This window comes from Microcystis sp. M49636_WE2, assembly GCF_030065375.1.
In the GTDB taxonomy this organism is placed as follows: Bacteria; Cyanobacteriota; Cyanobacteriia; order Cyanobacteriales; family Microcystaceae; genus Microcystis; species Microcystis aeruginosa_C.
On sequence record NZ_JASJFG010000792.1, the window covers coordinates 1 to 4,723 of the forward strand.

Sequence of the window (4,723 nt, forward strand, 5' to 3'; positions counted from 1 at the left end):
CAAAAGTGGCAATATTTTGGGAGTTAATCCCAAATTCTTCCCCTTGAATTAAACTAAAAACGATCGAGCGGACGGCATTCGACCAAGGGGGATCACCATCGGCCACGGCTGGGGCCAAGGGTTCCTTAGATATTACCACTTAGTTTACCACTGATAGGGAATAATATTAGTATCATAAGGTAAGCGATCTTCATCTGGTGCGTCTGCCTGAAAAGCGACCGAGTTTAGATGCAGTGCAAAAGCTTCCCGCTCGCCAATTGTCTGAAAACCATGCCAAATACCGGGAGGAATTTGTACAAGTTTAGGAGCCAATTCGCCTAAAAATATCGTGTTAATTTTGCCTCTGGTGGGTGAGGTTTCCCGGTCATCGTAAAGGACAAGTTTCAACAGTCCTACCATGACGGCAATTTGATCAATTTGCGTTGTGTGTCTGTACCAAGCTTTAACAATACCGGGCAAAGTTGAAGTAATATAGACTTGTCCAAAGCCGGGGAAAATCTTATCATCAGCCCGTTGAATTTCCATGAGTCGTCCTTTTTCATTTGGCAATAACTTGAGAGGGCAAACTTCTACACCTTCTATCCATTGCTCATTAGATTGTGTTAACTTTGTCATAGCTAAAGACTTAAGAATCATTGATCACTATAATGAACCCCATAACGAGCCACTATACTACAGATATTGACCATTTGCGTTTATTTCTATTTACCACAGATGCTTTATTGGCTAAACAAGCCGAGCAAGTAGGGATTGATAGTATCATTGTAGACTGGGAACGGATTGGTAAACGAGAGCGACAGATTAGCTATTCAACCCAAATCAACGCCGATACACCAGAAGATGTGGTTGCTCTAGCTGAAGTTATCTCCATCCCAATTACAGTAAGAATTAATCCCTTAGATAACAATACTTCTGACGAGATAGAAACTGCCCTAGATTCTGGAGCTAAGATTATTATGCTACCGATGGCAAAAGTTCCCAGTGAGGTAGATAAATTTATTTCTCTAGTCAATGGAAGAGCTAAAACCCTAGTCCAAATTGAGACTCACACATTAGTAGAACATTGCCATGAGCTTAGAGATCTAGGTTGGGACTATAGTTATATTGGACTGAATGATTTAATGATTTCACGCCAAAAAAACTCTATTTGGGATTTACTGGCAGATGGTACAGTTGAACAAATTTTTCAAATTTTAAACAATCGTATCGTTGGATTCGGTGGAGTAACGAGAATTAGTGGCGGCAACCCTATACCCTTCCTCGAACTTCTGCATGAGATGGCGCGGCTCAATTGCGGTTTAAGTGTTTTGAGGCGTACTTTTAAAAACGAAATGAGTGGCCGGAATCTTCAGGCGGAGATCCAAGCGATTCGAGCTGCTTGGGTAGCGGCGCGTCTTCGCAGTCGGGAAGCAGTTTTAGCAGATCAGCTCACATTTTTAAAGCGACTGGGAGCAAATTAGAATTATGATATGGCTTATAGATCAAAACGCTAAGGCTATAGACGTAGCTGTTATTATCCCTTTATTCAACGGCTCTCAATGGATTCGACAAACACTCGAGTCAGTATTTTCCCAGTCTCAACCACCGAGAGAAATAGTAGTGGTTGACGATGGTTCTGAGGACGAATCCCTAGAGATTGTCAAGTCTTTTTCAGGTATCACTTTATTACGAAATCCTGACAAGGGTTCTCATTGCGCCCGCAATTTTGGATTCAAACATACCACTGCGCCTCTAGTAGCATTTCTCGATCAGGATGACATCTGGCATCGAGATCACCTGCGCCTTATGAGTACGATCCTAGAACAATTTCCCCAATCTGCTGCTTGTGTAGCCAATTGCGCCCATTTTTATGAAGATAGCCTAAATTTTCCCTCTCCAGTCCTTAATTCTCAGTTTTTTGCTCCTTGGGACTTTTTCCCTACCAATTCTGTCGCCACTCCCTCATCTGTTGTGATTCGACGCGAAGCACTCGATTCCATCAATGGCTGGCCAACACAGTTTACGGGAACTGCTGTAGATTACTATACTTGGTTAAGGTTAAGTGTTAATCAATCTCTGATAAGAAACCATTGTATTACGGTTGGATATCGTCGCCATAATAATTCTCAGGGGACGAAGTTAAGACTACAAAACCTTGAAAAATTAATAGATAATCACATAAACACTTTAGCAGATGCTCTTCGTTATCGGTTTTCTGTCTATCCCCAAGATGCTGTATTACTGGAAAATAGATTGAAATCATTAACTAATATGTTGGATATTATCACAGCCACTATCACTGCTGATCAATCACTGCTGGTGAAAGGTGCTATTTCCTTTGAAGAAAGTCTAGCTAATGAGTCAACTGCTTTTATTAGCTCAATGTGTAACTTGCTGTTATGGTTTTTATATCCTTACTTAGATCCTCAAGAATTTACTTTGAAAATCATCCTCGAACATTGGCCAAATAAGGCAGCCAAAACCCGCCAAGGATTGAGAGAGCGAATTGCTTTAAGCAGAATCCTTCCGAGACATCTATTAGCACATCCATTTGACCTAAGTTTATGGGCTTTATTAGTAGAGTTTGCACCTTTGATAAGCAATAAGCTTATGCCCCGATAAATTCCTATGACAAATTATATAATCATTAATTCAATCAACAATATGGCTACTAATACCCTCATTAAAAATCAATTGAAAAACTTACAACACTTCGCCCCAAATATTGTGGGTGAATTTATATATTTATGGAGAGATAGACAATATGATCCCCCTAAAGAGCAAAGAGAAATTTTGAAGAAATTAGCAACCGATTCCACTGAACATCTGAATAAACGCTCTTTATATAGTCATTTATTAGGAACTTATAGAATCTTGAAAAAATGGAACTCATCTGAAGATATTTGTCTAGCTGGTCTTTATCACAGCATCTATGGAACTTATAGCTATAGAAAAAGTTTGGTTAATCTAGAACAAAGAGGTATAATTAAGGCTGCTATTGGTTCTGATGCTGAAAAATTAGTTTACTATTATTGTCTTGAAGATAGAAAACATTTCCTCTCTAATTTTGAGCAAGTTAATGAATTTAAACTGATAAATTATCGTGATAACAAGGAAATAATTTTAACTCAAACAGAGCTTAGTGCTTTAATAACTATTCGTTTAGCAGATCACTTAGAACAATTACCTTATACCCGTGATTATCGTCATCAAGAATTTTATCTTAAAGCTAAACCTTTCCTGACTCAAAAAGCTTATGCTGATTTTCTGATGGCTCATAGGAGAAAAATTTAATTATAGTTAATAAAGATGAAATTTAGTATTGTTATTACAACCTGCAATCGTTTATCGTTGCTTAAAAGAGCAATCGCTTCGGCCCTAAATCAATCTATTCCCTGTGAAGTCATTGTGGTTGATGATTGTTCCTCTGATGGTACAGCAGAATATATTCAAAGCCTGGGGGAAGATATTATCTTCTATCGTAATCTCAAGAATATGAGGCAATCCTTTTCGGTAAATGTAGGGGTTAAAGCTGCTCAAGGAGATTGGATTAAACTACTCGATGATGATGACTATCTTGCCCCTAATTGTATAGAGGAAATAATGAAAAATATTGCTCAGTATCCCGAAGCTGTCATTTGTTCCTGTCAGGCGACACAGGTGGATATTAAAGGAGTAGAAATCTGTCAAACTCCAAAAATAGGACTTGAACAGGCTTTCTATATCGCTCAAGCAGATATACACTATGGTATGCTCCTAGAAGAAGTTCCCTTCGGAACAACTAGCCAAGTTGCTTTTCTCAGAGATGCTTTTCTTAACTCAGGGGGTTGGGATTCAAGTTTAGATGACTGTTATAATGACATTGATTGCTGGCTTCGCATTGCTCAGTTTGGGGATGCTGTGTTTGTTAACTCCTGTTTGGTGTATCGAGTAGTTTGGTCTGGTAGTTATAATCAAAAGTCTTCATTGTTAAAGCGACTCAACACTAACATTTTGATCAAAGAGAAAATATATAACTTAGTTAATCCAAAATATCAGTCTGTTCTGCCACCACTCTCATATATATGTAATTATGTTAAACTACATTGGTTATTAGTGGCCTTAAAACAAAAACATTTTGTTTTCGCCATCAGAATCTCTTTTCCTGCCGTATTATCTATGAGGTCTTGGAATATTTTAGTTAAGGCAATGAGATCCCGTAATAATCGCCCTTCCAGAAAAAGCGTAATTTTAAAAACTACAAAGTGAAGTGACGCAATCCTTCCCAGTATCCTTGCTCAAGCTTTCAAAGGAGAATTATTATCTCGTTCCCAGGTTCTACCTGGGAACGCTCTCTTCCGGTTCTACCTGAATACTACTTTAAGGCAGAGCCTTCGATATTGTGTTCCAAGGCTCTGCCTTGCAACAAGGAACCTTCGCTCATGATGCCCAAATCGACGATCAAAGGTTAGATTTATATAGCCTAGAAATTGAACACTGGTGGCAAATTTTCCAGCTTTTATGGACATTACCGCGAGGACAACAGGGTTTATTATCTTGGGTGAGAACTCTTAAGGGGAAAGAAATTCAAATTCAGACTCGTAAACCCCATAGTATCAACACCGATGGCGAAATTACTAGCACTACTCCCGCCATGTTTCGAGTTATTCCGGCCGCCTTAGGAGTCTATATTCCCCGTCAGGAAACACAATTTTAAAATTAACGAAAAGGAGGAGAATATAATAAACCCCCCTTTGTCCAAAGA

Annotated in this window: 5 protein-coding genes and 2 pseudogenes; 5 read left to right on the top strand and 2 right to left on the bottom strand. The window is 38.9% G+C overall.

Annotated elements, in window-relative coordinates; translation table 11 throughout:
- Both PX484_RS18115 and PX484_RS18120 read right to left on the bottom strand, forming a co-directional pair.
- A pseudogene (locus tag PX484_RS18115) lies at window positions 1–139 on the bottom strand (amino acid ABC transporter substrate-binding protein); the annotation flags it as partial.
- Window positions 140–144: 5 nt separating this feature from the next.
- Complete coding sequence (locus PX484_RS18120) at window positions 145–615, bottom strand: dTDP-4-dehydrorhamnose 3,5-epimerase family protein (RefSeq protein WP_150975694.1); 471 nt, start codon at window positions 613–615, stop codon at window positions 145–147.
- Window positions 616–647: 32 nt separating this feature from the next.
- Here PX484_RS18120 and PX484_RS18125 point away from each other — a divergent pair, with 32 nt between their 5' ends.
- From PX484_RS18125 to PX484_RS18145, 5 genes and pseudogenes are all read left to right on the top strand, one after another.
- Window positions 648–1,460, top strand: a complete 813-nt coding sequence (locus tag PX484_RS18125; protein WP_162561053.1) for an aldolase/citrate lyase family protein — start codon at window positions 648–650, stop codon at window positions 1,458–1,460.
- A gap of 4 nt (window positions 1,461–1,464) precedes the next feature.
- Entirely contained in the window at window positions 1,465–2,601 is a 1,137-nt protein-coding gene (locus PX484_RS18130) for a glycosyltransferase family 2 protein (RefSeq protein WP_150975692.1), read from the top strand.
- Between the two features lie 42 nt (window positions 2,602–2,643).
- Window positions 2,644–3,273, top strand: a complete 630-nt coding sequence (locus tag PX484_RS18135) for a DUF6817 domain-containing protein (protein WP_150975691.1) — start codon at window positions 2,644–2,646, stop codon at window positions 3,271–3,273.
- A gap of 15 nt (window positions 3,274–3,288) precedes the next feature.
- On the top strand, window positions 3,289–4,227 hold the full coding sequence (locus tag PX484_RS18140) for a glycosyltransferase family 2 protein (RefSeq protein ID WP_150975690.1): 939 nt from the start codon (window positions 3,289–3,291) through the stop codon (window positions 4,225–4,227).
- Window positions 4,228–4,396: 169 nt separating this feature from the next.
- A pseudogene (locus PX484_RS18145) lies at window positions 4,397–4,675 on the top strand (lipid kinase); the annotation flags it as partial.
- Window positions 4,676–4,723 lie beyond the last annotated feature (48 nt).

What these genes read in the sequence shown, in the direction of transcription:
- PX484_RS18130 (WP_150975692.1), top strand. Translation starts at nt 1,465, where the DNA reads ATGATATGGCTTATAGATCAAAACGCTAAGGCTATAGACGTAGCTGTT.
- PX484_RS18125 (WP_162561053.1), top strand. Translation starts at nt 648, where the DNA reads ATGAACCCCATAACGAGCCACTATACTACAGATATTGACCATTTGCGT.
- PX484_RS18135 (WP_150975691.1), top strand. Translation starts at nt 2,644, where the DNA reads ATGGCTACTAATACCCTCATTAAAAATCAATTGAAAAACTTACAACAC.
- PX484_RS18140 (WP_150975690.1), top strand. Translation starts at nt 3,289, where the DNA reads ATGAAATTTAGTATTGTTATTACAACCTGCAATCGTTTATCGTTGCTT.
- PX484_RS18120 (WP_150975694.1), bottom strand. Translation starts at nt 615, where the DNA reads ATGACAAAGTTAACACAATCTAATGAGCAATGGATAGAAGGTGTAGAA.